Below are 26,488 nucleotides of genomic sequence, written 5' to 3'. Positions count from 1 at the left end.
ATACATGACGGAGGATGATTACCATGTCTTTTAAAGTAACGTTTATCGGTGCGGGGAGCATTGGTTTCACTCGGGGCCTGCTGCGTGATCTATTGACAGTGCCTGAGTTTAAGAATATTGAAGTATCGTTTATGGATATAAACAAACATAACTTGGAGATGGTGACCGAGCTGTGTCAACGGGATATTACCGAGAACGGATTGAAGATTAACATAAAGGCTACGACTGACCGCAGAGAAGCGCTGGAGGATGCCAAGTACGTATTTTGTACGATTCGTATGGGCGGACTTGAGGCCTTTGCAACGGATGTGGATATTCCCCTTAAATATGGCGTGGATCAATGTGTAGGGGATACTCTGTGCGCAGGAGGCATAATGTACGGGCAGCGTGGGATCGCGGAGATGCTGGACATCTGCCGGGATATACGGGAGGTGGCTTCTCCCGATGTATTGTTGCTTAATTATTCGAACCCGATGGTCATGTTGACTTGGGCTTGTAATAAATATGGCGGTGTGCGGACGATTGGCCTCTGTCACGGAGTACAGCATGGACATCAACAAATTGCAGATGTGTACGGACTTCAAAAATCAGCGGTGGACATCATCTGTGCCGGAATCAATCATCAAACCTGGTACATTTCCGCAACTCATGAGGGCAAGGATTTAACCGAAGGGTTATTGGAGGCTTTTGAGAAGCATCCGGAATTTAGCCGGACTGAAAAGGTCCGCATTGATATGCTTCGTCGATTTGGTTACTACAGTACTGAATCCAATGGCCACTTAAGCGAGTATGTGCCTTGGTATCGTAAACGTGCGGATGAAATCAAAGATTGGATAGATTTAGGTAGCTGGATCAACGGCGAGACCGGTGGATATTTACGAGTCTGTACCGAAGGGCGCAATTGGTTCGAGACGGATTTCCCTAACTGGATGAAGGATCCTGCGTTGGAGTATACAAAGGAGAATAGAGGGGAAGAACACGGTTCTTTTATTATCGAAGGTCTGGAAACAGGAAGAGTATATAGAGGCCACTTTAATGTAGTCAACAACGGTGTAATCTCCAACCTCCCTGATGATGCTATTATTGAAGCTCCGGGTTATGTTGACCGTAATGGTATTTCAATGCCGCTTGTGGGCGATTTGCCGCTTGGTCTGGCAGCCGTCTGCAACGTTAGCATTTCGGTACAACGTCTGGCCGTTGAGGCAGCTGTACATGGGGATGATAAGCTATTGCGTCAGGCGTTCATGATGGACCCTCTTGTGGGAGCAGTCTGTAACCCTAAGGAAATCTGGCAGATGGTGGATGAAATGCTGGTTGCCGGTGAGCAGTGGCTGCCTCGATATAGCGATGCGATTGCCAAAGCCAAAATTTCGCTGGCATCGGGTAATCTGATTCCAACGGCTTCTACTTATGAAGGCGCCGCCCGCCTGAAGGTCAAGTCTGTGGAAGAAATGCAGCAGGACCGTGACGCCGCGAACAAAAATGCCGGAGAATCCGACAAGGGCAAGGACCGCGAGAAGGTGCATTAAGCCATCACTAAGTTAAAAAGAACTTCCAAAACCGCTTTGAAAGCGGAGCTGGAGGTTCTTTTTTTTAATGTAATTCTCAAAAAAACTGTTATCCTTGAGCACTCGCACGCTTGCGGAAAAAAGTTTTTAATGCCTGATAAACTTCCTTTTTATCTTTAATGACGTAATGCATGAACTGCTCATTCTTGAGATGCCGGTAAGCCGACATCAATGTGCTGCTGCGGTTGTATTGATTCACCTCACCATATCCAAACATATTGCTCCGTTTCAACAGTTCTTCGATCAGCTTTACACAACGCTCATTATCAGAGGTGAGATTATCCCCGTCCGAGAAGTGGAACGGATATATGTTGTATTTTGCAGGTGGATAACGGCTGTCAATGATCTCTATCGCCTTTTGATACGCTGAGGAGCAGATGGTTCCTCCGCTTTCCCCGCGGGTAAAGAAATCATGTTCACTTACTTCCTTCGCTTCCGTATGGTGGGCTAGAAAGACGATCTCAACCTTCTCATATTGGCGGCGAAGAAAACGGGTCATCCAGAAGAAAAAGCTGCGGGCGCAGTATTTCTCAAAGGTCCCCATACTACCAGAAGTGTCCATCATCGCAATAATAACGGCATTAGAGTGGGGAATGGTGATATCATCCCATGTTTTGTAGCGTAAATCGTCAGGACTGATACCGTGAATACCTGGATTCCCAGCACTCGAATTCCGTCTTAAATTCTCAAGCAGGGTACGCTTCTTGTCGATATTGGACATCATTCCTTTTTTGCGAATATCGTTAAAGACGATCGATTTGACCTCGATTTGCTCCTTATCCTTTGGCTTCAAATGCGGAAGCTCCATATCCTCAAACAAAATGTCCTCCAAATCTTCCAGATTGACTTCGGCTTCTACGGTATCCTGACCAGGTTGGTCGCCCGCTTTATCGCCTTTACCCGGTCCTGCTGATGAGGGTTCACGACCAAGAACATCACCTACTTGGCTGTCTCCGTCACCTTGACCTACATGCTTTTGCTTACGGTAATTGTAAATGATCCGGTATTCATCCAGACTGCGAATCGGTACCTTAACAATTTGTTTGCCATCGGACATAATAATATTCTCTTCGGTAACAAGATCCGGCAAATTATCTTTTATGGCGTCTCTGACTTTTTGCTGATGACGCTCCTGATCTTGATGGCCTTTACGGTGCAGGGACCAGTCTTCTTTCGATACTACAAACGTAAAGGGCTGGGGCTGTTGCGACAAAGGTGACCACCTCCCATGAAATATAAGACACCACGAGCTTTGGCTTGTAACTAAAGTATATTCATGGAGATGGGGGATATGTGATTATTATGGAGCTCCGGGTTACAGATAAGGGAAGAGCAGTGACCATTTTTTTGCAACCTTCGGAATGGTTTCGCGTTTATAAAGGTAAGCCTATTCGGCAAGACATCACAAATTCTTATTTCAGGAGGTAGTCAACTTGAAACACTCACACTCATTGCCTGCTATGGCCGCAGTTGCGGTGTTAATGCTGGCATTAACTGCCTGTGGCGGTAACACTCCTGCAACGGCTCCAGGGGAGAGTAACATCCCCGCTGAAACGGCAACAGCTTCGGCATCACCGTCGCCTGTACCGACCGAGAGCGTCAGTCCGACAGCGTCTGCAACGCCCGAAAATGAAGAACCGCTAGTAATAAAGGGAACCGGCATCTACGTCGGACAAATTGATAATCATTCTGTAGAGATCAAAACGGAGGAAGGCTCCACTGCCTTTGAATTGGGAGTAGGTACAGAGACTGCGCCTGAGGCTTTAAATATGGATGATCCTGTAGTTTTTGAATATGTTGAAAAATCGGTACCCGGAGACGACACTGTGAAACAGCGTGTACTGTCTAAGCTTTCCCTTGCGCCTGATGCTTCTGCTGGAGGAGTCTTGCCGCAGAGTAAGACTCTGAAGCTGAGTTTGGAAGGCAATGCAGAAGAGAAAGAGGCAAAGCTTGCAAAAGGTGAAGGATATTCGTTATATGTATTTGTCAGCCAGCGGATCCAATCTAACGAGGGAGTATATCGTGAAGGAAATCGAGGGACAGGGATATATTATTAAGCTCAATATTCCCCAGGGGGAAGCTTCGGAAGGCTTCTCGCCGCATGTATTTGCCTCTTTGAATTCCATTGTAAGCCAGTAAAAGATAAAGGGCGGTCTCCGCGAAGTGAAGTTTACCTCGCGGAGACCGCCTTTTTTTGGGTTTAAGGTGCTATTGTGCCCCGATATTGACCAGTACTGTAGCAATTAACAGCATAAAAATCAGAATAATGATGGCATTGATTATCGTACCGATAACCCCAAATACCTTGCGGCGGTTACGCAGCGAGATCCCTATGATGCCAGTCACTACTCCGATCACATTAAGAGCAGCAAGACCCAAGACGGCTACTCCCAGGAACATAAAAGCTTGTGAGGAGTCATTGCTCAGCTCTCCGAATTCATTCAAGATTGAGGTGGCCATTGTAGCGGCTATCACAAAGGAGACAAGGTAACCGAGAAGGGAAACAAGGCTGATTACGAATGAAGCGATACCGGGACCAGAATGTTTAAGATTAGGCTTAATTTCGTGTAAGTTAACAGTTGATGGAATAGGTGAATCAGACTTCGAAAAAGAGTTATTGTCCATATTAGGCACTCCTTTGGCAGATGAGAATAGCTTGTCTACATTCACTTTTTCACAAGACGGCTGGAAATGCAACCCCCATATTAAAAAGGTTAAAGGGCAACTGGAAATAAAGTAATCCTATACGTTAAAATAGAGGGAATACTTTAAGGAGTTGTAAATCATGCAGCGTACATTTTTAGCTTGGGGTTCTTTACTTGCTATGCTTTCAGTGGCGATAGGAGCATTTGGCGCACATCTGCTTAAGCCTATAATTGATGCAGATTCATTGAAGGTTTATGAGACAGGCGTTCAATACCAGATGATGCATGCGCTTGGCCTGATTTTGATTGCCTTGCTCATAGGTCAATGGGGTGAAAGCCCTAGATTGCGTTGGACTGGGATCTTGCTTATTTCCGGAATTGTGCTTTTCTCGGGTAGCTTGTATGTTCTGAGTATAACCGGTATTACAATTTTAGGAGCGATTACACCGTTTGGAGGTCTCTGCTTCCTCGCGGGCTGGTTATGTTTATCACTGGAAGCATTCTCTCGTAAAACAGGAAGATAGCCGCATAAAAACAAGCACCGTGTCTTTTCAATGAAGGCAGGTGCTTGTTTGCTGTTTCTGTACCCTGTAGTTTTAGTGAAACTCGTCAATTTCATTTAGTTTGAAGGTATAAACTTGCTTCTCATCTACATGATAAACGCTTAACGTTTTGGCAGTCTCGTCAAAATTCAAAATACGGCACGGCATCGATACCTGCTTGCCATGGCGATTGGCTCTTATGCGAACCAATTGATTACTCTGAATATATTGTCTAATCTGGACAAAGGCATCGGAAGGCTCCATCGCTTGCGGTGTTGGTTGTTGTGGTTTCAACTGAATTAAGGGTGAGGGTGTCTGTTTCACTGCAATTTTTTGTGGCAGGTCTACTGGAATTGGAGGAGAAATCTCCTGTTTTAAGGCCAATTTTGCAGACCGGAGCAGACTATCAATCGTTCTACCCAGCTCTAGACCCGAATTAATGTTGAAATCAGTTACTTTATCATGGTTGTTCAACAACTCGAGTAAATATTGCATGGCAAGCGGGTTTGTACGGGCATTAATCAGGATGTCGACGTTAAATAGATAATTTCCGTCAGTGCTTTGTAGTTTTTTGTCCATAGATCCCCCAGCTTTTTTCATTAGAATACTGCTAATAATTATTATAAACTATATCATTAAATAAGGAATATTTATATAGAATCCTTGGAAAGTATGGGACTTTTGCCTCCCCCATTGCATTTTCGCTTTAGGAACGCTCTATCCACACGTCCATAGGGGATAAGGCATACATATATAGTGAAATGTGAAAAAAGGGAGGTGCTGTATTTTGGTTACAATGGAGCCAATTGTGGTGGGTGATCACATCTTCGTCGGAGTTGAAGTTAAGCTTCCCAAAACAACTTTGCTAACGATCAACACCAGCAAGGGATATATTATGTGCGGTGCATTAGATGTAGGTCTTCTTAATGAACGTCTTAAAGAACGGCATATTATTGCCGGGCGGGCGGTTGGTGTACGTACGTTGCCTGAATTGTTAGCTGCTCCATTGGAGTCGGTCACTTTGGAAGCAGAGAATCTTGGGATTCTACCAGGCATGACGGGAGCGGACGCTTTGCTAAGAATGATTTAACAACAATTTTCGACATTTGAAAAGATATTCTCGAGGCCTGCTGGGCCTTTTTTTATTGGGGAGAATTTGAGTTACGTCAATATGCAGAGCATAAGGAATGTCGTCTTAGCTCATCCTATAAAGTGAGGTAAGCGTGCTTGTTGCAGGGTTGTACTTGTTATTCCCTTGTTTCGGCTCATACTGTAGAGGGTAAAATGAGTATAGAATAACGGGTACAGAGCCGGGGAGAAGAGCTGGCTACAATATGAATAAGGATGGGATAAAATCATGGCTAAAGCATCTAATAAAGTGAACACAACTTCATTGCAGCAAATTTTGAATCGTCAGGTTGCCAACCTGAACGTATTGTACGTTAAATTACACAACTACCATTGGTATGTAAAAGGAGAGCAATTTTTCTCCCTTCACGCAAAGTTCGAAGAACTGTACGATGATGTTACGCTTAAAATGGATGAAGTGGCAGAGCGGCTCCTGAGCATTAAAGGATCACCGGTCGCTACCATGAAGGAATATTTGGAACTTGCAACCATTCAGGAAGCTACAGGCAAGGAAGATACCCGGGGGATGGTTCAATCTCTTATAGAAGATTTCGCAACGGTATCTGAAGAGCTGACAGAAGGCATTGAGGCAACAGAAGAAGCAAGGGACCAGCCTACGGCTGATTTGTTTATCAAAATTCGCAGCGATCTAGAGAAGAATCAATGGATGCTGCGGTCTTTCCTGGGTTAAGGAGTGATCATTTTTTTGGACTACAGATCTTTGATTATAAAGCCTCCGTGCGGCGGAGGCTTTATTTTTGCATTTTAGTGTGATTTATAAGCAGCAAGCGGTATAATTCTTATAATTTATTTCTTTAGGATTCTTGGGAGGGGAAAGGGGATACTTACGATGAAAGTTAATCCTGTAGCTCTGAAGGAATGGGACTCCACAATAAAGGTTCTTGCAGAGGGTAGACAAGTCATACTATTACGTAAGGGCGGAATTAAGGAGGAGACGAGACGTTTTGAACTAAAAAGCGATTCCTTTTATCTATATCCTACCTACGAGCATCAACGGCCTGAATTAGTGAAGGAGCAGGATCGGCATTATGTCGAGCAATCCTTAAGCGGTTTTGAGCCGAATGCGCCCACAGTCAAGCTTACCGCATATGCTGAAGTGGCAGCAGATCTTGAAATCCGTGATCTCGAACAGCTGGAGCAACTGTCTCCTTATCATATGTGGAGTGAGGGATTGGCTGCCGAGCGGTTACGTTGGAAAGCTAAAGAGCCGCTTCATGTGTTGCTGTTGCGAGTATACACCTTAGTAGAGCCCTTGGAAATCGAGGTACTTCCAGAATATTCCGGTTGTAGATCATGGATTGAGCTAAGTCCATCACCTGAACTCAGAGAAATGAAGCCGGTCCTTGAAGATGGGGAGTTTGAGGCTTTATGTAATGAGATCAAACATGCGATTTAATGCCTCTAAATAATTACTTTGAGTGTATTGAAAATGAAAATAGATGTTTGTAAAAATAATCATTTTGTAATAAACTTAATGAGAATCATTGATAATCAGTCAAATACACTTTATAATAATTATTATCTAATATAAAAACTAATTGTGCTGGCACTCAGGGTTTACCCTGTTACAATACAAAACTAGGCGTTAGAATCCGCAAATCGATCATTGGAGGGAATACTAATTATGGCAGCAGATTTTGTCATTGAGGGACTGAAAGCAAGCATCGAAGGAAAAGAGATCTTGAAGGGAATCAACCTTCAAATGAAGGGCGGAGAAATCCACGCTATCATGGGACCCAACGGTACAGGTAAAAGTACTTTGGCATCCGCTCTTATGGGACATCCTAAATATGAAGTTACAGAAGGCACAGCTACCCTCGAAGGTGAAGATCTTCTGGAAATGGCTGTTGACGAACGCGCACGCGCCGGTCTTTTCCTGGCCATGCAGTATCCAAGTGAAATTTCAGGAGTAACGAATTCTGATTTTCTCCGCAGCGCAATCAATTCCCGTCGTGAAGAGGGAAGCGAAATTTCTCTGATCCGTTTTATCCGTCAGATGGAAGCGAAGATGAAGGAACTGGAGATGAATCCCGAGTTTCTACACCGTTATTTGAATGAAGGCTTCTCCGGCGGAGAGAAAAAGCGTAATGAAATTCTGCAAATGATGATGTTGGATCCTAAGATCGTTATTTTGGACGAAATTGACTCCGGTCTTGATATTGATGCTTTGAGAATTGTAGCCGATGGCGTGAACTCCATGCGCAGTGAAGATCGCGGCTTCCTTGTTATTACCCACTACCAGCGTTTGCTGAACTATATTAAGCCTGATTTTGTGCATGTTATGATGCAAGGCAGAATCGTGAAATCCGGTGGCCCTGAGCTGGCTCAGCGTCTGGAAGCAGAAGGTTACGAATGGATTAAAGAGGAACTTGGAATTGAAGATGAAACCGTAGGGCAGGACGCTTAAAAGACGCCGGGAAGGAGGAGACCATTTATGACGACGCAAACCATTCTTCCAGTGGACGCCGACCGCTTAAGCGAATTATCGCTTCGCTGCGGCGAACCGGGCTGGCTGAAAGAAAGCCGCTTGAAGGCACTGGAACTGGCAGCAGAATTGACACTGCCTAAATTAGAGAAAACACGGATTGATCGCTGGAATGTGAACCATTACGGTAGCTATAAAGAAAGCCAACCGTTTGCATCCCTTCATGAAGCCCCCTCTTCCATAACCGCACTGGTTAAGGATCAAGAGGGAGGCAGCTTGATTATTCACCGCAACTCCGGTGTAGTATTTACACAACTTGCTCCTGAGCTGGCAGAGCAAGGCGTTATTTTCACGGATTTGCAGACTGCCGTTAGGGAACATGGGGATTTGGTGCAGCGTTATTTGCATAAGGCTGTAAAGCCTGACGAGCACTCCCTAGCAGCTCTTCACGCTGCACTATGGAATGGTGGAGTATTCCTCTATGTTCCTAAGAATGTTGTTGTAAGCACACCCCTTCAGGCCGTGCTTTTGACAGACGATGCAGAAGCTTCATTCGTGCCTCATATCCTTATCGTTGCTGATACTAACAGCTCGGTGACTTATGTTGACAACTACGTTTCGGACAAAACCGAAGCCGGTCTGCACAATGGTGCGGTAGAAGTCTTTGTAGGCGCAGGCGCTAAAGTTCGTTATGCAACGGTACACCAGCTCGGTGAGGACACGACAGACGTGACTTACCGCCGTGCAGTGGTGGAGAACGATGGAGCGATTGACTGGATTATCGGTGAGATGAACTACGGGGATACAGCGAGTGATACCAAGTCGGTACTTAAAGGTAACGGCTCTACATCTAACGCTAAGGTTATAGCCGTTGGGTCAGGCTCCCAGAAGCTTAATTACACGACTCAAGCACAACATTTCGGCAAAAACACACCAAGTAACATGATTACCCGTGCAGTTATGCGTGATGCAGCTACGTCCATTATCAACGGGATCACGAAGATTGAGAAGGGTGCCACAAGAGCGGATGGACAGCAGACTGAAAAAGTACTTATGCTGAGTCCAAAAGCCCGTGGGGATGCGAACCCGATTCTGCTTATTGACGAAGATGATGTTACAGCAGGCCATGCCGCTTCCGTAGGACAGGTCAATTACGAACAGGTCTATTACCTAATGTCCCGCGGAATTTCCCGACATGAAGCGGAAACACTGATCATCTACGGCTTTCTGGCTCCTGTTGTGTCGCAAATTCCACTGGAGGGATTGCGTAATCAGCTCCAATCTCTGGTGGAAAGGAAGTTAGGCCAATGATCAGCACCATCCGGGAGCATTTTCCCATACTGAATCAAAATATAAACGGCCATCCACTGGTATACCTGGACAGCGCGGCGACCTCACAGAAGCCGCGGCAGGTCATAGAGGCGGTCAAAAAGTATTATGAATGGGACAACGCCAATGTACATCGTGGTGTCCACACCTTGGGCAGCCGGGCGACGGATGCTTATGAGGGTGCCAGAGAGAAACTGGCTAAGTTTATTAATGCCCGCAGTACGAAAGAAATCATTTTCACTCGCGGGACTACAACAGCGCTGAATATTGTAGCCAGCTCCTATGGGCCATCAGCGGTGGGGGAAGGCGATGAGATCGTCCTGACCCAAATGGAGCATCACAGCAATCTTATTCCCTGGCAGCAGTTAGCTAAGAGAACTGGCGCCACCTTGAAATATATTCCGCTCCAAAAGGATGGAACCATTACGCTTGAGGATGCTGAGAAGACGATTACGGATCAGACCAAGATCGTTGCTATCGCTTATGTATCCAATGTAATGGGTGTTACACACCCCATTAAAGAGCTTGCTGCCATTGCCCATCGTCATGGTGCGGTAATTGTTGTGGATGGGGCTCAAAGTACTCCGCATATGAAAGTGGATGTGCAGGCACTGGATTGTGATTTCTATGCACTATCCGGACACAAAATGCTTGCTCCTACCGGTATCGGTGCTCTGTATGGCAAGAGATCGCTACTGGAAGCAATGGATCCTGTAGAGTTCGGCGGCGAGATGATTGATGATGTCGGCCTCTATGAGTCGACCTGGAAGGAGCTCCCTTGGAAGTTCGAAGGGGGCACACCGATTATTGCTGGTGCCGTTGGACTGGGGGCAGCGATTGATTTCCTTCAGGAGATTGGGTTGGACGAGATTCACCGTCATGAGACTACCCTTGCTGCTTACGCTGAGCAACGTCTGTCAGAAATTAACGGGCTGACAATTTATGGGCCTCTTAAACGCAAAGTTGGAGTTGTAACCTTTAATCTGGGTGATGTCCACCCGCATGATGTTGCAACGGTACTGGATGCGGAGGGTATTGCTATTCGTGCCGGTCATCACTGCTGCCAGCCGCTGATGCGTTGGCTGGAAGTGAGCTCAACGGCTCGGGCCAGCTTCTATCTCTATAACACCGAAGAAGATGTTGATCGGCTGGTCAGTGCCTTACTCAAGACAAAGGAGTATTTTGCCGATGAACTTGGATGATTTGTATAGACGCGTAATTATGGATCATTATAAAAATCCCCGGAATCGCGGCTCATTTGATGATGAAGCCATGAAGATCGAACTGAATAACCCAACCTGCGGCGACCGCATTACGCTTCAGCTCAAGGTGGAGGATGGAATCGTCAAGGATGCTCGTTACAATGGTGAAGGCTGCTCGATTAGCATGTCATCGGCTTCTATGATGACAGAAGCAGTCAAAGGCCAAACTGTAGAACGTGCTCTTGACTTGGCGGATCGGTTTTCTTGCCTAATGAAGGGTGATACCGTAGATTTTGGTGACTATGAAGACATTGAAGCCCTTTCCGGTGTTAATAAATTTCCGGCGCGGATCAAATGTGCAACACTTGGATGGAACGCGCTTCGTAAAGGAATAGACGAGGAAGAGCAGCATAAATAACAGCTACACAAATAACAGAAGAAACAAGGAGGCTGACACCATGGCTAAGAAAGCGCCTGATATGGAGGAATACCAATACGGGTTCCGGGATGAGCACAAGTCGATATTCCAGTCTGGTAAAGGATTGACGGCCGAAATTGTTAAGGAAATTTCTGCAATCAAGAATGAACCTCAATGGATGCTGGATTTCCGCCTGAAATCATTGGAACAATTCCGCAAAATGCCGATGCCTAAATGGGGCGGCAACATGGATGATCTGGATTTCGAGGATATTCAATATTATGTAAGACCATCCGAGAAACAAGGAAAGACATGGGAGGAAGTCCCTTCTGAAATTAAAGAGACTTTTGATAAGCTCGGTATTCCGGAAGCGGAGCAGAAGTTCCTCGCCGGTGTCTCGGCTCAATACGAGTCCGAGGTTGTATACCACAGCATGCAAAAGAACCTTGAAGACCAAGGAGTTATCTTCACGGATACCGATACCGCACTACGGGAGCATCCTGAACTTTTTAGAAAGTTTTTCGGAACGATTATCCCCCCAACAGACAATAAATTTGCCGCATTGAACAGCGCTGTATGGTCAGGCGGAAGCTTCATTTATGTTCCAAAAGGTGTGAAATGCGAAGTGCCTTTGCAGGCTTACTTCCGTATTAACTCCGAGAACATGGGTCAATTCGAGCGTACCCTGATTTTGGCCGATGAGGACAGCTTCGTGCATTACGTAGAGGGTTGTACAGCACCAATCTACAGCACGAATTCCCTGCACAGCGCAGTAGTAGAAATCCTGTGTATGAAAAATGCACGTGTCCGTTATACTACCATTCAGAACTGGGCGCCAAACATCTACAACCTCGTTACCAAACGTGCGGTTGCAGAAGAAAACGCCACAATGGAATGGGTTGACGGCAACATTGGATCCAAGCTGACCATGAAATACCCTGCGGTAGTGCTCAAAGGCCGCGGAGCCAAAGGCTCTGTGCTTTCCATTGCCGTAGCCGGCAAAGGCCAGCATCAGGATGCAGGCGCCAAGATGATACACTTGGCTCCGGACACGACTTCTACAATTGTCTCGAAGTCGATCAGCAAACATGGCGGTAAGGTAACTTACCGGGGTCTTGCTTCCTTCGGCCGTCAAGCAGATGGAGCAAAGTCAAACATTAAATGCGATACACTCATTATGGATAACCAGTCCACTTCGGATACGATTCCTTATAATGAGATTATGAACGATAATATTACACTGGAACATGAAGCAACGGTCTCCAAGGTTTCCGAGGAGCAGCTGTTCTATCTCATGAGCCGAGGTCTTACAGAAGCAGAAGCAACGCAAATGATCGTAATGGGCTTCATTGAACCCTTCACCAAAGAGCTGCCGATGGAATACGCGGTAGAGATGAACCGTCTCATCAAGTTCGAGATGGAAGGTTCGATCGGTTAAATTGTTATTTATCAGGGATTCTAGATCGAAGTCTTACGGATGCTTAAGCGTCTATCCGTAAACATCAGAAATACCCCGTCGACCGCAGTTGGTCGACGGGGTATTTTATAATAAAATTTACTGATTTTTTATTATTGGGATTTGTTGATTGTAGAAAGGGTTAATAGAATGGCGTTTGTAGTTCCTCCGCTAACATTTGCAAAGGAATAAGAAGCAGTAGGTACACCTCTAAGAACAACATAGTCTCCATCCAGTATGTCTCCAGTAGACCCGTTGTATATACCAATAATTGAATCGCCATTGTCATTCAAAATATGTACGGTTGCTAGGGTGCCGAAGTCTGTTTCTTCTTCTGAAATTTGAACTACATCTCCGGATATTTCAATCATTTTTGTAAGATAAGGTGTAATATTTTTAAATAAATGACGGGAAGTTATATTAGGATCAACTTCAGCTATAGCAGCGTTTTTAGACTCTACTGTTGTAGCTGGGAAAAGCTCATTATGTTCAATGAGATATTTTTTAGTACTGTCATCTAGTTCAGCCATATCTTCTGTTATAAAAGGTACAACCGTTTCCATGACCTTAGAGGCATGTGATTTCTTTTCGAGTTCCTTTGCTTCTGCAGCCGCCTTCGCATCTGCTTCAGCCTGGGCTTTTGCTTCCGCATCTTCTTTAGCCTTTTTATCAGCTGCAGCTTTATCCTCAGCCTCTTGTTTAGCCTTTTTATCAGCCTCTTTTTTTGCCTTGGCGTCAGCGTCATCCTGAGTATCAGCATTGACTGTAGATACTTCACCAACAGCTGTAACAGCCTCATCTGAGTTATTCGCTGTTCCTGTTTCAGTGGTAGGACTAGCAGCTATAGCTATTATAAAAATAACAAAGCAGGCCACCGATGATAAAAAAAGCTTCTTCTTATTAGGCTTTTTTTTAATTAGAGATATTAAACCTAGTACTACCAAAACAATACAAGCCAAAAAACTTAATAATCCTATAGCCATCCACATATTCTAAAATCCCCCTAATTTTGATAAAATCCTACAATAGTTTATCAGATATAGGTAAATATTACTATGGTCTATCTGAGAACTTCCTACATTTGTATTTAATTAAATAACTCAATAAGTAAGAGAGGCCTCCCGAAAGCCATCTTCATGGCTTTGGAGGACCTCCCTTTTGCTTTGTGTGCTTAAATATAGAACTCTATCCATCCAGGCGGCAGCGAATTGGACTTTATTTCCTCTAACGAATCAAGCTCAATGATGACTTTCATCGGTTCTTTTCTATCTGCAACCGAAATTTGGACCTTCCTTTGGTCTTCCTGCATGCCAATAGCTGATACCACCGTACCCCGTCTTCCACCCAATCCGCTCTTATGCCCTTTGGCGATCTGGATCCTTTGTCCCGGCTTTAACTTATCATTCTTCATTAGCTCAACACTCTCCTATGAACGAATAGCTACCTTTGATTGATCACCTAATTATCAAATATTCTTTTGAAGTTCTATGTATTTATTTATGCACCGGGCGATGGGTTGGTGAACTGTTTGGAGAATTAAAGTAGGCTTCGCGGGGGAAACGGAATTCGGATACGAATTAATTCAAATATTATGAAAATAACCCTTATTCAGGGCAAAGGTGAATAAAGCAGTATATAATAGGATTAATCCCATTGTAAATTCAACAGCATTTGCGAGGAATTAGAAGCATTTTAAGATATGGGCGTCCGTTTACCTTACTAAGAACGCCGATTATTCGGTAATAAAGGGAAAAATGATCAATTCTCCCCTTTGCCGCATTAAATTATGGATGATAAACTGCTTAAAGTCACTAAAATGGAAGCGCTAATAAAAGCAATGCTTACGAAGCTAAAACTTTAATTCGTAAAGCTTTAAGGAGGAGAGAGATGGAAGTTCTCAGGCAACTGCGGGGCTTTTACCGGGAGAAGCTACATTTTTTGATTCTTTCGATATTATGCTTGGCTGCCGCAACAGCAGTGGGGTTAATCATCCCTAATTTATTAAGAAAGCTAATCGATGATGTCATTATTCCCCGTAACTTCACAGAGGTTCCGATCTTGGCTCTCAGTGTACTTGGAGTAATCTTCATTAAAGCCTGTTTACAGTTCACACATGGATTCTTTGGAGGCAGACTGGGGAATTTCCTTGCGTACCGGTTGCGCAATGCCTGTTATGAGAAGCTGCAGTTTCTGTCTTTCCGTTATTATGATACGGCTAAAACGGGGGATTTAATGTCCCGGCTAACCGGGGATCTGGAAGCCATTCGCCTGTTTATCGGGTTTGGTTTTGCTCAACTTCTTAACGTCTTTTTTATGGTGGCTTTTGGATCTATCATGATGTTCACACTCAACTGGCAGCTCACATTGGTCACTTTAATTACAATGCCTTTTCTAGCGGGGGTAGCTTTACGGTTTGAATCCAAAATCCATCCGGCTTTTCAGGAGATGCGCATGGCACTGAGTGCCCTCACCACGGCAGTTCAGGAGAACGTAACGGGTGTACGGACGGTGAAATCATTTGCCCGCGAAGATTATGAGGTAGAGAAATTCTCGCATCGAAATGAACGTTACAAGAATAATCAGATTTTTGCTGCGGAGCTGTGGAGTAAGTTTTTTCCGGTGATGGAGCTTTTGGCTTCGGTTAGCGTAGCTATTCTACTAGGTGTCGGGGGTACACTCGTCATTAATGATAAAATGTCGCTCGGGGAATTAGTGGCCTTTTTCAGTTTGATCTGGTATATTATTGGACCGGTATGGGGCTTAGGCTTCCATATTAATAACTATACACAGTCCAAGGCTTCCGGTGAACGGGTACTTGAGGTGCTTAACCAGAGGATTGATGTGGAGGATAAGGAAAGCGCACGCGAGCTAGAATCCTCTACGGTGCAAGGACATGTTGTTTTCGGTCATGTTACCTTTGCTTACGGCAATAAATTGCCTGCAGTAACGGACATACATTTTGAAGCAGCACCGGGTTCCGTTGTTGGATTCCTCGGAGGTACCGGTTCAGGTAAGTCGACGATAACGCAGCTTATGATGCGCGCCTACGACGTTAACTCAGGAAGCATAAAGCTGGATGGTGTTGATATCAGAGAATACAGTGTTCACAGTCTGCGCTCGCAAATTGCTACTGTATTTCAGGAGACCTTCCTATTCTCTTCCTCCATCCGTAACAATATATCCTATGGTCTCAAAAATGTGACGATGGAGGAAATTATCCGGGCCGCCCAGCTGGCAAAAGCACATGAGTTCATCATGGAAATGCCTCATGGCTATGATACGGTTGTAGGGGAGCGGGGAATGGGCTTGTCGGGCGGACAAAAGCAGCGTATAGCTATCGCTAGAGCACTTTTGAAGAATCCGCGGATTCTTATCCTCGATGATGCCACAAGCGCAGTAGATATGGAAACAGAGCATGAGATTCAGGCAGGTTTCCAAGAGGTCATGCGCGGCCGTACAACCCTGATTATCGCACACCGGATTTCTTCACTCCGTCATGCGGATCAAATCATTGTGCTGGATGAAGGTCGAGTGATACAACAAGGAACACATAAAGAACTTATCCGGATACCGGGCCCTTATCAGGATGTCTATCGGATCCAGTACGCTGATTATCTGGCCAGAGACACTGGATCAGAAGGGGAGTGATAGATATGAAACTTGAAGCCCAACAGGCCGGCTTAACAAGCTCTAACAAGGCTAAGGAGAAGAAGTCTCTAGAAGAGCGGTTTGTGTATAAGGATGATGACCAAATTGATAAAGCCTTTGACTGGAAGCAGTTCACAAGACTGTTTGGTTATATGAGGCCTTATGCGAAGCAAATGCTGCCACTAGTAATGATTATGATGATACTGGGGACAATCACCAAGCTTACCGTTCCTTTTTTAACGAGTCTTGCGATTGATCGTGCCATTGCTCCAAAGGTTGGGAATCCAAGTCTGGCGCTCTTATATTCACTCACTGGCGGCGTAATTGTGCTGTACATAGTCCAGTGGATTGCGGGTGTCTACCGGATTAAGTATACGAATGTAATTGGACAAAGGGTTATATATGATTTGCGCGGGGATTTATTCAAGCATATTCAGAAGCTCTCATTCAATTTTTTTGATAAAAGACCTGCTGGATCGGTACTTGTACGCGTTACTAATGATATAAACTCTCTGCAGGATTTGTTCACTAACGGTGTCGTGAATCTGATGATCGACTGTGTTCAGCTGCTTGGTATTATGATTATCCTACTGCTAATTAACTGGAAGCTGGGACTTGCAGTGATGGTTACCGTACCTATAATGTTCCTGATATCGACTAAACTGCGGCAGAAAATCCGTATTGCCTGGCAGGATGTCCGGTTAAAGAATTCACGTATTAATTCCCATTTGAATGAATCTATTCAGGGTATCCGGGTGACTCAAGCCTATACGCAAGAGCAAGAAAATATGAATTATTTTGACGTTATGAATACGGACAGCCGAAAGGCCTGGAATAAAGCCTCTGCGATGAATCAGGGATTTGGACCGATTATTGAAATAACAGGTGGGTTGGGTACCATGATCCTCTTCTGGCTGGGAGCCTATTTGATTCAGTCGGGGGAGCTCACCATCGGTGCACTTGTTGCTTTTAGTACCTATGTAAGTAATTTCTGGGATCCCATTAACCGTCTCGGACAAATGTATAATCAGCTGTTGGTGGCTATGGCCTCGTCAGAACGTATCTTTGAATATCTGGATGAGGAGCCCATGGTTCAAGATAAGCCGGATGCGAAGCCGCTGCCTAAGATTAACGGAGATATACAATTTAACAAGGTTATCTTTGAATATGAGAAAGGTAGAGCGGCCCTGAAGGGAATCGATCTGGATGTAAAAGCGGGGCAATCGATCGCCCTTGTTGGGCATACAGGCTCAGGTAAAAGCACAATCATAAATCTGATCGGCCGATTCTATGATATTACCCACGGCCAAGTAACCATTGACGGGAAAGATATCCGCGATGTTACTCTGCAAAGCCTGCGTGAGCAGATCGGAATCGTACTTCAGGATACGTTCATTTTCTCAGGAACGATCAGAGATAATATTCGCTTTGGACGGCTTAATGCCAACGACTCAGAAGTGGAAGATGCAGCCAAGGCGGTAGATGCACACGAATTTATCATGAAGCTGCCACGGGGATATGAGACCGAGGTTGAAGAACGGGGTAGCGCCTTATCCATGGGCCAGCGCCAGTTGTTATCCTTCGCTAGAGCGCTTTTGGCAGATCCGCGAATCCTTATCTTGGACGAAGCAACAGCCAGTATTGACACGGAGACTGAGCTTAAGATTCAGGATGCACTTAAAATTCTGCTCCGGGGTCGGACTTCATTCATTGTGGCTCACCGTCTCTCAACCATTAGACATGCTGATAAAATCGTTGTGCTGGATCACGGGGAAATCAAGGAAGAAGGAACCCATCGTGAACTGACTGCGCGTGACGGAGTGTATAACGGCCTAATTGAAGCTCAGTTCCGGTTTTTGTAGGGTGAATAATGAAAACCTGAAAGATAGCCACTGTTTTATGGTGATTATCTTCAGGTTTTTTTATATTTAATTTGAATTCTTATTTACGTTTAGCAGTCCTGCCTGTAAATCGAAGCTCAGTCATCAAGGCAGTGGTATCTTGCAGCCATGCGGTGTCATTTACTGCTGCAGCGAGCAAAGCCGCATTATTCAAGCAGGCCATTTCCCAGCAGTATTTGGCGTTAGCTTGCAGGCATTGCTGCAGTTCGGCATCTTCGGCTTGTGTAAGCGGGCGCTTACGACTGAGTGTATACAGCTCAGCAAGGCGTTCATGAACAGGAAGCATTATTCACTGCTCCTTTTGCTAGAATTAGAGAAATCTTGAGAATTCCCTTCTTAATGAGTGTAGCCGGAACCTGAAAAATCAAAACAGGTCACATTAAGATGTTGTAATCGTCAGTGTCGTGTACTATAATTTAATCAAAAGTTAAAGCGCTTATACTTTTGGGGGGAGGAGTTGATTTATTTGAAAGTAAATATTTTTGATGTGGCAAAGAGATCCGGCCTTTCCGTTGTAACGGTTTCAAGAGTACTCAATCATTCTACAACCGTCCGTGCCAATAACAGAGATAAAGTGCTGCAAGCCATGAAAGATTTGAATTATCAGCCCAATGCCGCCGCACGCAGTTTGGCTCTCGGACGGACAGGGATCATAGGGTTAACCGTAACCACGCTTGACGACTCCTTTCTGGATCTTGTAGTCAAGGAAGTGAATGACCGGTTGACCGAGCAGGGCTATTTCCTGGCCATTTCTGTTCATTCACCGGATGAAGAGGCTATACATAATCCCTTATTTCAGGAGGACCGGGTGGACGGACTTATTTTGCTTTCCCCGCTTCATGAAGAAGTGTACGTTCGGGAATTGGAAAATAAGAAAATCCCGTTTGTTATGCTGGATAATCAGTTGGAAAATCCCTCAGTTCCATCTGTAATCGTAGATAACAGAAAAGGCGGATACGATGCCGCCCGACATTTGATCGATCTGGGACATCAGAGAATTGCCCATATTAGCGGACCAGATGCTTTTCTTAGTAGTAGGGAAAGGGAACTTGGCTTTCGGTCGGCGCTTGAAGAATCCGGATTAGAGCCCTTTTGTATTGAACGCGGTGAGTTTACTGTTTCCTCGGGCTATGATATTGCATCGAAATGGTTACAGTCTGACAATCTTCCAACAGCAATTTTTGCAGCGGATGATCATATAGCCCTTGGAGTAATAAATGCTTTGCAAAACGCGGGCGTTCGGGTACCCCAGGATATTTCGGTGGTTGGCTATGACGATCAGCTTATAGCTTCACAGTTACACCCAAAGCTTACGACAATCCGCCAGCCGGCGGAGAAGATTGGACGGCATGGAGTGGAACTTCTGCTGAACTGGATTCTTGAATCATCGAGACCGGAAGCAACGCTCGCATCACAGTTTGAACCGGAGTTGATCATCCGCCAATCAACGGCGAGAGTAAACGGATAAGACAATTTGTTTGGAGCGGAGTGGTACCTATGAAATATTATTTAGGCGTAGATGCAGGGGGCAGTAAAACCTACGCGTTGGTCACGGATCAAAGCGGAAGGGCGCTTGGCGTGGGGATAGGCGGGAATGGAAATCATCAGACCGGTTACGACATCGCCAAACATAATATCACTACTGCAGTGGCTGAAGCATTGGTTCAGGCCGGTCTTGAGCGTTATGAAATTGAATATGCTGTTTTTGGATTGGCTGGAGCGGACAGAGAAACAGATTATAAGATTTTACGCCCTTTGATTAGTGAGATTGGGTTTCCCCGTCACGTAGTTGTATGCGATACAATGATTGCCCTGAGAGCAGGAACTTCAAGACCTTATGGTGTAGTGTTGATCTGCGGTAGCGGAACAAACAGTGCGGGAAAGAATCCACAGGGTGAATTTTATCAATGTGGCGGTTTTTCTTATCTTTTCGGCGATTTCGGCGGCGGCGGTTCCTTATCGGTAGAGGTCTTTCGTTCTGTGATACGTGCTTGGGATGGAAGAGAACAGCCTACGCTTCTCACCGAGCTTTTGCTCTCTTATCTGAACTACGATAACGTGAGCGCCATGTTCAATGATTATCTGGATCACAATAAAATCCCGCCGATAGATTCAGCTCGATTGGTATTTCAGGCAGCTAATTTGGGTGACCCTGTTGCTCGGGAGATCTTGAGGCATCAAGGACAAGAACTCGGTAAGTCTGCATGCGCCGTTATCAATCGACTCGGGATGGATAAGGAAACCTTTGATGTGGTGCTGGCAGGCAGTATAGTTACGCGTGGCGAAAGTGATATCATTCCTTCACATATTGAAAATGCCGTGCGAACAATAGCTCCAAAAGCTCGTATAGTGAAGCTGGGCATTGAGCCTGTGATCGGTGCTGTGTGGATGGCAATGGAGACAGCCGAAGGAATCATTTCACAGGATGCCTACGATAGGCTCAAGATCATTAAGGAGTTTCAGACCATTAATCTGGAGAAAAGAGGGTGAGGCATATGAAGGATGGGCTAAAGGTAGCGGTTATTGGCGGCGGTTCCTCTTATACACCGGAAATTGTGGAAGGCTTCCTGTTGAGATATGATAAGCTTCCAATTAAGGAATTATGGCTTGTGGACATTGAGGAAGGGCGGCAAAAGCTTGAAATCGTAGGTAACTTAGCTAAACGAATGATTGAGAAATCGGGTCTGCCGATACAAGTTCATTTGACACTTGACCGTAAGAAGGCGATAGAAGGTGCTCACTTTATTTCTACACAGATGCGAGTCGGGCTGCTCGAAGCCAGAAAATGGGATGAACATATTCCGAATCAGCACGGGGTCATAGGGCAGGAAACAACCGGCCCTGGCGGAATGATGAAGGCGCTAAGGACCATTCCTGCGTTACTGGATATATGTAGAGATATTGAAGCGCTTAGTCCGGATGCCTGGCTGCTCAATTTCACCAATCCAGCGGGCATGGTCACGGAAGCAATTCATAACTATTCCAGGGTAAAAAGTATAGGGTTATGTAATGCGCCAATCGGCTTGCAGAAATGGCTTACTCAGAAATATGAGACCCCTGCAAATAACATCTATACTGAGTTCGTCGGATTAAACCATCTGCACTGGGTTACTCAGGTGCTTGTAAACGGCCAAGATAAATTACCGGAGCTGTTGGATCAGCGTGAGGAGTATGCAGCCAAGAATGTTCCGCCCAGTGAATGGGATCCGGAGTTTCTTCAATCCCTGGGTGCCTTGCCATCCTACTATTTGAAGTATTTCTACATGACGGATGTGATGCTTCAGGAACAACTGGAAGCCGTCAAGAGCGGGGGTACCCGTGCTGAGGTTGTGAAACGGGTAGAGGAGGAGTTGTTTGAGCTTTACAAAGATCCCAAGCTGCTTGAAAAACCAAAACAGCTCGAGCAGCGCGGCGGGGCTTACTATTCCGAAGCAGCCGTCAACGTGATGGATTCGTTATACAACGACAAACGTGATATTCAAACGTTGAATGTTAGGAACGGTAATATTCTAGATTTTCTGCCTTCGAACGCCTGTATTGAAGTAAACTGTCTTGTAACAGGTAATGGACCTATTCCTCTGCCGGTCAGCAGGATACCTGAACATGTAAAAGGGCTAATTCATGCGGTTAAAACCTATGAACGTTTGACGATTGACGCAGCTATTCAAGGGGACAGGCGCCTGGTATTGCAAGCGTTAGTACATCATCCGCTTGTACCGTCGGTATCCGTAGCTAAGACGTTGATGAATGAGTTGCTCGAGAAAAACAAAGCGTATCTACCGGCCTTTGATAAATAACCAGTCTCTATATCGAATGATACAAACACAACCCCCCGGAGCCAAGGCGCCGAGGGGTTGTAATCGCTGATATTACTATTCCATGTATATCTCAACAATCGATATTTGACGCTCCCGGGATAAATCACAAAAGCGACTATCAATTTGAATTAAAGGACGGAATACATCCGTAGGATTATTCATGATAATGACTCCCATGTCTCCGGTACTTATTAATACTCGTTTCCCAATAAAATTGGGCATAAGATGCTGAATAAAGGCATGTACTGATTTAGCATTCAGCTTACCAAAGCTGAGTGTATGTATTTCGCGCAGCACACTTATTAGTTCTTGCTTTGACTGGTACACCCGTGGGGTGGTCATAGCACTGTATACGTCTGCTATAGCTGCAATCTGAGCGTACGGGTTAATCTCCAATTTCTTCAATTTGTCGGGATAACCTGAGCCGTCCTCTCGTTCGTGATGCTGAAGGGCAACAAGAGCTGTATTGTGGTCGTCCATAGAATTTCGAATGATCTCATAACCGTATGTAGTGTGACGTTTAACTTCATCAAATTCAGCTTCTGTAAGCTTTCCCGGTTTATTCAGCAGGTCTGAGGAAACCTGACACTTGCCAATATCAATCAAATATCCGGCGCGGCTGATCTCATAGCTCTCTTTCTTGGTATAACCCAGCCAAGAAGAAATATAATAAGAAAGCATGCCCACCTGGAGTGAGTGATTATAAGTGTAGTTATCGTCACGGTCCAGCAAAAGCAGTAGAGTAACTACGTCCTTATGTTTGTCTAGAGAGCCCAGCATAGGCTGAAGAACATCATCGACCATAGTTTTGTTAAAGCTGCCTTTGGCCAATGCCTCTAAATAAAGAGATTCAAAACCGTCAATCATTTGGTCGAAGTTTTCAGTCATTTTCTGAATGGTCTGAGGTTTACTTGAGGTAATAACAACTTCATCGCGGGCTTCGATATCGATATAATCTACACCATGCTGCATAAGCTTGGATATTTCCTCAATCCGAAGCTGTGTTCCTTTGGATAATACGTGAATTCCTCTGGAGCTAAAAGTATCTTCTCTCAGAAAATCACCATTTTTAAGATCAGTGACATGCACTCTCAAGGCCTAGGCCACCTTCTAAATCAATTTTTTTTAGCATAGCAACAAATGGTTATATTTTCAATGATTAAGAAGTCACATTTACATATTGGAAGAGCTTTCAGTATGTACTTCAGACCCCTTCCATATTTGTCCGTTTTCATTGATATCTTGTTTCCAAATAGGAACCATTTGCTTCAGCTTTTCGATCGCATATCGACTGGCTTCGTAACATGTATCCCGATGTGGAGACGAAACCGCAATAATCACACTGGCCTCTTTGAGGCCAACGAGACCCAGTCGGTGCGCAATTGCGCAACGGGCGTTCCAGCGCTCTTGAACCTCCTTGCCGATTTCCTGGAGTTTGGAGATTGCCATGGGTATGTATGCTTCATAAAAAAGAGCTGTTGTGTGTTGGTCTCCGGTCATTTCACGGGTTGTCCCCACAAAAAGCAGCGAAGCCCCATGGTTGGTATCCAGTACTTTGTTAAGTATATCTTCGGCTACAAGTGCCTGATCCGTTACCACATAAAGTCCGTCAGACGAACTTTCGTATATAGAGGAAGCTTCTCCTCCTGAAACGGGGGGAATAAGGGCGATTTCAGCTCTTTCCGGAATATCAGAATCTTCAGGAGCATACTCGTGGTCAATAGCAACTAGAGATACAGAAATTTGGGATGCCGCATCCGGATAGGAGGCAGAGAGAAGTTCTTTCAGTCTTCCGGCAGTTATAGACGTTTCTTCGACATCGAAGGAGAGGGAAGACGTACCCATAACCTCAGCCAGACCAGCAAATAAACGGATCGTAATTCGCATACTTATTCACCTCAGGGCTATTTTATAATGACTCTAATATACCATAATGAGCTTGAAAATGTTATGCTTGGCTATGAAGATATTAGTAATTGCTGCCGCGTTATGGTGTGGTTTAACAGGTGGGAGGGATAATGACGGATGAGAACCGCGCCGCAAAGGCTGACGATAATGCATACCAACGATATACATAGCCATTTTGAAATGATGAGCCCATTGGCTGCTGTGATAGCTGAGCACAGGGATTTCAGTGAGGATCCGGTCCTGCTGGTAGATATAGGGGATCATATGGATAGGGCAGCTGTTGAGACAGAAGGTACTATGGGCCAAGCTAATATCGATGTCATAAACCTGAGCGGGTATGATGCCGTAACCATCGGTAATAACGAAGGTCTTACCTTTTCTCAGGAGATGTTGGAGGCTATCTTTTCGGGCCTGCAGTGTCCAGTGGTATGCTGTAATTTTGTTGACAGTTCTACAGGACTACCACCGCTCTGGATGAAACGTCATACTATCGTGGAGAAGGACGGCATAAGAATTGGAATCACGGGAGCAACTGTAGCCTTTACCTCCTTTTATTCATTGCTTGGCTGGGAAGTTACAGAGCCTGAGCAAGCTCTTCGTGAACAGTGTCTTATTTTGGCCCCGCAAGTGGATGTGTTAATTGTACTTTCCCACCTTGGGCTTCCCGCTGATAAACATCTCGCTGAGAATTTGGAGGGTGTTCATGCAATACTTGGCGGACATACTCACCACATGCTTGAGCAGCCGCTGATAATCAACGGTACAGCTGTTTGTGGGGCAGGGAAGTTTGGGCGTTATGTAGGTAAGCTAATATTTGAACGAGGTCAAGAAGCAGAAGGCTTTAAACTGGTGAGCGGGGAATGTATTCCCGTCGACCCTTTGGTCACAGATGATCTAATCCAACCAGCGGTAGCGATTCATTTGGCGCGCGGGCAGGAAGCCTTGCGGGAGACGGTTGCGATTACAGACCGTGAGCTGCCTCTTAACCAGAATGGAGAATCTCCCTTTGGTAATTTGCTGGCTCAGGCGGTACGGCAATTTACAGGAAGTCAGCTCTCCTTGGTGAACACAGGTCAGCTTCTCGGTTCACTACCAAAGGGCGAGATTACTACAGGGCTTCTGCATGCCCTTTGCCCTTCGCCAATTAACTCTTGTGTGATGATGCTGTCGGGGAGGGATATTCGAATGGCTTTGGAGCAGAGCCTAACAGAAGTCTTCCAGAGTAAAGTTATATACGGCTACGGTTTTCGGGGAGAACAGCTTGGAACTCTAGCGGTAGATGGATTAAAAATCTTGTATAATCCCCAGAGCATGCCTTATGATAACGGTATTGCAATTTTTGTCGAAGAAGAGCCTTTGGAGGATGAACGGGAGTATAGAGTCGGAACACTGGACATGTTTACTTTCCAAATGGGCTATGAAAGTATCGCGAATGGCAGGGAAACAGTGTTCATGCTTCCTCATTTCCTAAGAGATTTGCTACGATTAGAGCTGGGACGACCAGAAAGTCTGGACGAATGTGCTGTGCTTCGCTGGGATCCTAGAGTTTTCAAATAATATTTAGCTATTGTATAGCAAATATAATGTAATATTATAGAAATTAACATTTATAGATATATACGGATCAGGAGGATTTTATGGATACAATTACAGCCATAATTTTAGCTATTGTCGAAGGTATTACCGAATTCATTCCCGTCTCTTCAACTGGACATATGATTCTTACAGCTAAATTATTAGGCTTCGCTGAACAAGAACCCATTATGAAAACTTTTGAAATCGTGATTCAATTAGGAGCTATTCTCGCTATTGCTTTGGTCTATCGCCACCGTGTCTTAAGTTTATTCGGATTAGGCCGGATTCCTTCGGATAGAGGTGGGGTAATGCCCCGGGCCCGTCTGAATCTGCTCCACATCTTTCTGGGAATTGCTCCGGCACTTGGAGTTGCATTCTTTGCCCGTGACTTTATCAAAAGCCTCTTCGGGGCTACCACCGTGCTATGGGCACTTGTAGCGGGGGGAGTTCTGATGATTATTGCCGAATGGGTTAATAAACGCAAAATCCGGATCACAGCCCATGAACTAGACGATTTGTCTTACGGACAGGCGTTGGCGATTGGACTCTATCAGATTATTTCAGTATTATGGCCTGGTTTCTCCCGTTCAGGTTCTACCATCTCAGGTGGTATGTTAAGCGGAGTCAGCTATAGAGCCTCTGCGGATTTTTCCTTCCTGATTGCAATCCCTATTATGTGCGCGGCTTCAGGTTATGAATTGCTTGATTCGTACACCTATTTTACTAGTGAGACTATCGGATATTTTGTAATTGGTTTCTTAATCTCTTTTGTTGTAGCTTATATTGTGGTAATAGTATTTATGAGATGGATTCAAAAAATTAGATTGACCCATTTCGCCATTTATCGATTTATTTTAGCAGCCGTTTTCTGGTTGTTTATTATGCGCTAAATCTATCCTGATAA

General features: G+C 45.0%; 26 protein-coding genes. 18 read left to right on the top strand and 8 right to left on the bottom strand.

All coding sequences use genetic code 11. The features are described from left to right. The first annotated feature begins 23 nt into the window (after nucleotides 1-23). Nucleotides 24-1,529, top strand: a complete 1,506-nt coding sequence (locus J2T20_RS01000; protein WP_307584706.1) for an alpha-glucosidase/alpha-galactosidase — start codon at nucleotides 24-26, stop codon at nucleotides 1,527-1,529. A gap of 88 nt (nucleotides 1,530-1,617) precedes the next feature. Here J2T20_RS01000 and yhbH read toward each other — a convergent pair whose 3' ends face one another. Beyond that, the gene (yhbH, locus tag J2T20_RS00995) at nucleotides 1,618-2,781 is read right to left on the bottom strand and encodes a sporulation protein YhbH (RefSeq protein WP_307584704.1); all 1,164 of its coding nucleotides are present in this window, start codon (nucleotides 2,779-2,781) and stop codon (nucleotides 1,618-1,620) included. 220 nt (nucleotides 2,782-3,001) lie between these two features. Here yhbH and J2T20_RS00990 point away from each other — a divergent pair, with 220 nt between their 5' ends. After that, entirely contained in the window at nucleotides 3,002-3,625 is a 624-nt protein-coding gene (locus J2T20_RS00990; RefSeq protein WP_307584702.1) for a hypothetical protein, read from the top strand. A gap of 151 nt (nucleotides 3,626-3,776) precedes the next feature. Here J2T20_RS00990 and J2T20_RS00985 read toward each other — a convergent pair whose 3' ends face one another. Beyond that, nucleotides 3,777-4,193 carry a hypothetical protein gene (locus J2T20_RS00985; protein ID WP_307584700.1) on the bottom strand — a complete coding sequence of 139 codons (417 nt, stop codon included), beginning with the start codon at nucleotides 4,191-4,193 and terminating at the stop codon, nucleotides 3,777-3,779. Between the two features lie 160 nt (nucleotides 4,194-4,353). Between J2T20_RS00985 and J2T20_RS00980 the strand changes: the two genes are divergently transcribed. Then, complete coding sequence (locus tag J2T20_RS00980) at nucleotides 4,354-4,737, top strand: DUF423 domain-containing protein (protein ID WP_307584698.1); 384 nt, start codon at nucleotides 4,354-4,356, stop codon at nucleotides 4,735-4,737. Nucleotides 4,738-4,809: 72 nt separating this feature from the next. Here the strand turns inward: J2T20_RS00980 and J2T20_RS00975 are convergent, their stop codons facing one another. Beyond that, nucleotides 4,810-5,334 (bottom strand): hypothetical protein, encoded by a 525-nt coding sequence (locus J2T20_RS00975; RefSeq protein WP_307584696.1) that lies wholly within the window; start codon nucleotides 5,332-5,334, stop codon nucleotides 4,810-4,812. Between the two features lie 208 nt (nucleotides 5,335-5,542). Between J2T20_RS00975 and J2T20_RS00970 the strand changes: the two genes are divergently transcribed. The 8 genes from J2T20_RS00970 to sufB all read left to right on the top strand — a co-directional run bounded on the left by J2T20_RS00970 (nucleotide 5,543) and on the right by sufB (nucleotide 12,716). Continuing rightward, complete coding sequence (locus J2T20_RS00970) at nucleotides 5,543-5,845, top strand: YunC family protein (RefSeq protein WP_307584694.1); 303 nt, start codon at nucleotides 5,543-5,545, stop codon at nucleotides 5,843-5,845. A gap of 267 nt (nucleotides 5,846-6,112) precedes the next feature. Further along, complete coding sequence (locus J2T20_RS00965; protein WP_307584691.1) at nucleotides 6,113-6,574, top strand: Dps family protein; 462 nt, start codon at nucleotides 6,113-6,115, stop codon at nucleotides 6,572-6,574. 159 nt (nucleotides 6,575-6,733) lie between these two features. After that, on the top strand, nucleotides 6,734-7,300 hold the full coding sequence (locus tag J2T20_RS00960; RefSeq protein ID WP_307584689.1) for a DUF1802 family protein: 567 nt from the start codon (nucleotides 6,734-6,736) through the stop codon (nucleotides 7,298-7,300). A 228-nt stretch (nucleotides 7,301-7,528) separates the two neighbouring features. Beyond that, nucleotides 7,529-8,311 carry a Fe-S cluster assembly ATPase SufC gene (sufC, locus tag J2T20_RS00955; protein ID WP_307584687.1) on the top strand — a complete coding sequence of 261 codons (783 nt, stop codon included), beginning with the start codon at nucleotides 7,529-7,531 and terminating at the stop codon, nucleotides 8,309-8,311. Nucleotides 8,312-8,338: 27 nt separating this feature from the next. Then, nucleotides 8,339-9,640 (top strand): Fe-S cluster assembly protein SufD, encoded by a 1,302-nt coding sequence (gene sufD, locus J2T20_RS00950; protein ID WP_307584686.1) that lies wholly within the window; start codon nucleotides 8,339-8,341, stop codon nucleotides 9,638-9,640. Next, on the top strand, nucleotides 9,637-10,860 hold the full coding sequence (locus J2T20_RS00945) for a cysteine desulfurase (RefSeq protein ID WP_307584684.1): 1,224 nt from the start codon (nucleotides 9,637-9,639) through the stop codon (nucleotides 10,858-10,860). The genes sufD and J2T20_RS00945 overlap by 4 nt, the downstream gene beginning before the upstream one ends. After that, nucleotides 10,847-11,278 carry a Fe-S cluster assembly sulfur transfer protein SufU gene (gene sufU / locus J2T20_RS00940; protein ID WP_307584683.1) on the top strand — a complete coding sequence of 144 codons (432 nt, stop codon included), beginning with the start codon at nucleotides 10,847-10,849 and terminating at the stop codon, nucleotides 11,276-11,278. Before J2T20_RS00945 ends, sufU begins: the two co-directional genes overlap by 14 nt. A 40-nt stretch (nucleotides 11,279-11,318) precedes the next feature. Further along, nucleotides 11,319-12,716, top strand: a complete 1,398-nt coding sequence (sufB, locus tag J2T20_RS00935) for a Fe-S cluster assembly protein SufB (RefSeq protein WP_307584681.1) — start codon at nucleotides 11,319-11,321, stop codon at nucleotides 12,714-12,716. A gap of 131 nt (nucleotides 12,717-12,847) precedes the next feature. Here the strand turns inward: sufB and J2T20_RS00930 are convergent, their stop codons facing one another. Then, nucleotides 12,848-13,723, bottom strand: coding sequence for a hypothetical protein (locus J2T20_RS00930; protein ID WP_307584679.1), 876 nt, complete (start codon nucleotides 13,721-13,723; stop codon nucleotides 12,848-12,850). Between the two features lie 182 nt (nucleotides 13,724-13,905). After that, complete coding sequence (locus J2T20_RS00925; protein WP_307584677.1) at nucleotides 13,906-14,145, bottom strand: hypothetical protein; 240 nt, start codon at nucleotides 14,143-14,145, stop codon at nucleotides 13,906-13,908. Nucleotides 14,146-14,621: 476 nt separating this feature from the next. Between J2T20_RS00925 and J2T20_RS00920 the strand changes: the two genes are divergently transcribed. Together J2T20_RS00920 and J2T20_RS00915 are read left to right on the top strand one after the other, a co-directional pair. Beyond that, nucleotides 14,622-16,382: an ABC transporter ATP-binding protein gene (locus tag J2T20_RS00920; protein ID WP_307584675.1), complete on the top strand. Its 1,761-nt coding sequence runs from the start codon at nucleotides 14,622-14,624 to the stop codon at nucleotides 16,380-16,382. Between the two features lie 5 nt (nucleotides 16,383-16,387). Then, on the top strand, nucleotides 16,388-18,244 hold the full coding sequence (locus J2T20_RS00915; protein WP_307584673.1) for an ABC transporter ATP-binding protein: 1,857 nt from the start codon (nucleotides 16,388-16,390) through the stop codon (nucleotides 18,242-18,244). Nucleotides 18,245-18,323: 79 nt separating this feature from the next. On the opposite strand, the gene J2T20_RS00910 is transcribed toward J2T20_RS00915, so the two are convergent. Next, complete coding sequence (locus tag J2T20_RS00910; RefSeq protein WP_307584671.1) at nucleotides 18,324-18,569, bottom strand: DUF7667 family protein; 246 nt, start codon at nucleotides 18,567-18,569, stop codon at nucleotides 18,324-18,326. Between the two features lie 180 nt (nucleotides 18,570-18,749). Between J2T20_RS00910 and J2T20_RS00905 the strand changes: the two genes are divergently transcribed. Genes J2T20_RS00905 through J2T20_RS00895 form a run of 3 tightly spaced genes read left to right on the top strand, consistent with a single transcriptional unit; the run spans nucleotide 18,750 to nucleotide 22,080 of the window. Next, entirely contained in the window at nucleotides 18,750-19,751 is a 1,002-nt protein-coding gene (locus J2T20_RS00905) for a LacI family DNA-binding transcriptional regulator (RefSeq protein ID WP_307584669.1), read from the top strand. Nucleotides 19,752-19,780: 29 nt separating this feature from the next. Continuing rightward, nucleotides 19,781-20,773, top strand: a complete 993-nt coding sequence (locus J2T20_RS00900) for an N-acetylglucosamine kinase (RefSeq protein WP_307584667.1) — start codon at nucleotides 19,781-19,783, stop codon at nucleotides 20,771-20,773. A gap of 5 nt (nucleotides 20,774-20,778) precedes the next feature. Continuing rightward, entirely contained in the window at nucleotides 20,779-22,080 is a 1,302-nt protein-coding gene (locus J2T20_RS00895; protein ID WP_307584665.1) for a 6-phospho-beta-glucosidase, read from the top strand. A gap of 75 nt (nucleotides 22,081-22,155) precedes the next feature. Here the strand turns inward: J2T20_RS00895 and J2T20_RS00890 are convergent, their stop codons facing one another. Beyond that, complete coding sequence (locus J2T20_RS00890) at nucleotides 22,156-23,196, bottom strand: HD-GYP domain-containing protein (protein WP_307584663.1); 1,041 nt, start codon at nucleotides 23,194-23,196, stop codon at nucleotides 22,156-22,158. 78 nt (nucleotides 23,197-23,274) lie between these two features. Then, nucleotides 23,275-23,988: a molybdenum cofactor biosynthesis protein gene (locus J2T20_RS00885; protein WP_307584661.1), complete on the bottom strand. Its 714-nt coding sequence runs from the start codon at nucleotides 23,986-23,988 to the stop codon at nucleotides 23,275-23,277. 138 nt (nucleotides 23,989-24,126) lie between these two features. Between J2T20_RS00885 and J2T20_RS00880 the strand changes: the two genes are divergently transcribed. Further along, nucleotides 24,127-25,566: a bifunctional metallophosphatase/5'-nucleotidase gene (locus J2T20_RS00880; protein ID WP_307584660.1), complete on the top strand. Its 1,440-nt coding sequence runs from the start codon at nucleotides 24,127-24,129 to the stop codon at nucleotides 25,564-25,566. A gap of 80 nt (nucleotides 25,567-25,646) precedes the next feature. After that, nucleotides 25,647-26,474, top strand: a complete 828-nt coding sequence (locus J2T20_RS00875; RefSeq protein ID WP_307584658.1) for an undecaprenyl-diphosphate phosphatase — start codon at nucleotides 25,647-25,649, stop codon at nucleotides 26,472-26,474. The last annotated feature ends 14 nt before the right edge of the window (nucleotides 26,475-26,488 follow it).

This window comes from Paenibacillus wynnii (genome assembly GCF_030812855.1).
In the GTDB taxonomy this organism is placed as follows: Bacteria; Bacillota; Bacilli; order Paenibacillales; family Paenibacillaceae; genus Paenibacillus_AQ; species Paenibacillus_AQ wynnii_A.
This window is presented reverse-complemented; position numbering and strand designations above follow the sequence as displayed.

Excerpts from the sequence above, each read along its gene's own strand:
- J2T20_RS00965 (WP_307584691.1), top strand. The coding sequence starts at position 6,113 with ATGGCTAAAGCATCTAATAAAGTGAACACAACTTCATTGCAGCAAATT.
- J2T20_RS00915 (WP_307584673.1), top strand. The coding sequence starts at position 16,388 with ATGAAACTTGAAGCCCAACAGGCCGGCTTAACAAGCTCTAACAAGGCT.
- J2T20_RS00880 (WP_307584660.1), top strand. The coding sequence starts at position 24,127 with ATGAGAACCGCGCCGCAAAGGCTGACGATAATGCATACCAACGATATA.
- sufU (WP_307584683.1), top strand. The coding sequence starts at position 10,847 with ATGAACTTGGATGATTTGTATAGACGCGTAATTATGGATCATTATAAA.
- sufD (WP_307584686.1), top strand. The coding sequence starts at position 8,339 with ATGACGACGCAAACCATTCTTCCAGTGGACGCCGACCGCTTAAGCGAA.
- J2T20_RS00985 (WP_307584700.1), bottom strand. The coding sequence starts at position 4,193 with ATGGACAATAACTCTTTTTCGAAGTCTGATTCACCTATTCCATCAACT.
- J2T20_RS00875 (WP_307584658.1), top strand. The coding sequence starts at position 25,647 with ATGGATACAATTACAGCCATAATTTTAGCTATTGTCGAAGGTATTACC.
- J2T20_RS00975 (WP_307584696.1), bottom strand. The coding sequence starts at position 5,334 with ATGGACAAAAAACTACAAAGCACTGACGGAAATTATCTATTTAACGTC.
- J2T20_RS00920 (WP_307584675.1), top strand. The coding sequence starts at position 14,622 with ATGGAAGTTCTCAGGCAACTGCGGGGCTTTTACCGGGAGAAGCTACAT.
- J2T20_RS00980 (WP_307584698.1), top strand. The coding sequence starts at position 4,354 with ATGCAGCGTACATTTTTAGCTTGGGGTTCTTTACTTGCTATGCTTTCA.
- J2T20_RS00960 (WP_307584689.1), top strand. The coding sequence starts at position 6,734 with ATGAAAGTTAATCCTGTAGCTCTGAAGGAATGGGACTCCACAATAAAG.
- J2T20_RS00930 (WP_307584679.1), bottom strand. The coding sequence starts at position 13,723 with ATGTGGATGGCTATAGGATTATTAAGTTTTTTGGCTTGTATTGTTTTG.
- J2T20_RS01000 (WP_307584706.1), top strand. The coding sequence starts at position 24 with ATGTCTTTTAAAGTAACGTTTATCGGTGCGGGGAGCATTGGTTTCACT.
- J2T20_RS00910 (WP_307584671.1), bottom strand. The coding sequence starts at position 18,569 with ATGCTTCCTGTTCATGAACGCCTTGCTGAGCTGTATACACTCAGTCGT.
- J2T20_RS00925 (WP_307584677.1), bottom strand. The coding sequence starts at position 14,145 with ATGAAGAATGATAAGTTAAAGCCGGGACAAAGGATCCAGATCGCCAAA.
- J2T20_RS00885 (WP_307584661.1), bottom strand. The coding sequence starts at position 23,988 with ATGCGAATTACGATCCGTTTATTTGCTGGTCTGGCTGAGGTTATGGGT.
- J2T20_RS00945 (WP_307584684.1), top strand. The coding sequence starts at position 9,637 with ATGATCAGCACCATCCGGGAGCATTTTCCCATACTGAATCAAAATATA.
- J2T20_RS00895 (WP_307584665.1), top strand. The coding sequence starts at position 20,779 with ATGAAGGATGGGCTAAAGGTAGCGGTTATTGGCGGCGGTTCCTCTTAT.
- J2T20_RS00900 (WP_307584667.1), top strand. The coding sequence starts at position 19,781 with ATGAAATATTATTTAGGCGTAGATGCAGGGGGCAGTAAAACCTACGCG.
- sufB (WP_307584681.1), top strand. The coding sequence starts at position 11,319 with ATGGCTAAGAAAGCGCCTGATATGGAGGAATACCAATACGGGTTCCGG.
- sufC (WP_307584687.1), top strand. The coding sequence starts at position 7,529 with ATGGCAGCAGATTTTGTCATTGAGGGACTGAAAGCAAGCATCGAAGGA.